The organism is Vibrio sp. D173a, assembly GCF_030248475.1.
This window is the reverse complement of sequence record NZ_JAHGAH010000460.1, coordinates 1-931: the sequence shown is the minus strand read 5'-3', so window position 1 is coordinate 931 and position 931 is coordinate 1. Positions and strand designations below refer to the sequence as shown.

The window sequence follows — 931 nt, the reverse complement described above, 5'->3', positions numbered from 1 at the left end:
TTGGGTGCAGAAAACGTGACTAATGGTTTCGCTGCTCTAGCTCTTGGCCTTGGTCTTGCTCTTACGTTTATGGCGTTATGGTACCGCCGTCTTGGTTGGGTTGCGAACGGTGCACTTATCTTAAACATGGTTACGCTGTTTGGTTTGATTGCGCTGCTACCGGGCGCGGTATTAACGCTGCCGGGTATTGCTGGCTTGGTATTAACCGTTGGTATGGCGGTAGACACCAACGTACTTATCTTCGAACGTATTCGAGACAAAATGAAAGAAGGACGCAGCTTTGCTAGCTCCATCGATCGTGGTTTCGATAGCGCGTTCTCGTCAATCTTCGATGCTAACTTCACCACCATGATTGTTGCTATCGCCCTTTACACCATTGGTAACGGACCAATTCAAGGGTTTGCTTTGACTCTGGGCTTAGGTCTTCTAACCAGTATGTTTACGGGCATTTTTGCTTCACGAGCGATCATCAATTTGGTTTGGGGGCGTGACCAACGCCACGATGTAAGGATTTAAGCATGAGTACTTCAACGAAAATGACTATTTCAGAACGCTATCTTTCAGACAGCAACATGACTCGCCTTCGCAAGGTGATGTCGGTGATCTCTATTGTCCTGTTCATGAGCTCTGTGATGCTGGTGGCAGTGAAAGGGTTTAACTGGGGCTTGGACTTTACAGGTGGTGTGGTTGCTGAGGTTCAACTCTCTGACCAAGTGACCAAAGAGGCATTAAAAACAAAACTTGATACGGCTTTCCAGCAAGACGTGCAAGTTGTTGGCATGGCAGAGTAAGACCGCTGGACCATTCGTTACAGCCAATTGACGGATGCACCACAAACTAGCCTAGTTGATGCCTTGGCATCGGTCAGCGATCAAGTGCAGGTGCTTAACAGCAGTGTGGTTGGCCCGCAAGTCGGTCAAGGCATGGTTGA

1 protein-coding gene and 1 pseudogene are annotated in these 931 nt (G+C 48.4%); both read left to right on the top strand.

The window, feature by feature from the left end:
- Positions 1-516: SecD/SecF family protein translocase subunit (locus KIV40_RS26735; RefSeq protein WP_285352208.1), on the top strand; the 516-nt coding region annotated here is incomplete at its 5' end.
- 2 nt (positions 517-518) lie between these two features.
- Positions 519-931 (top strand): annotated as a pseudogene (gene secF, locus KIV40_RS26730) (protein translocase subunit SecF); the annotation flags it as partial.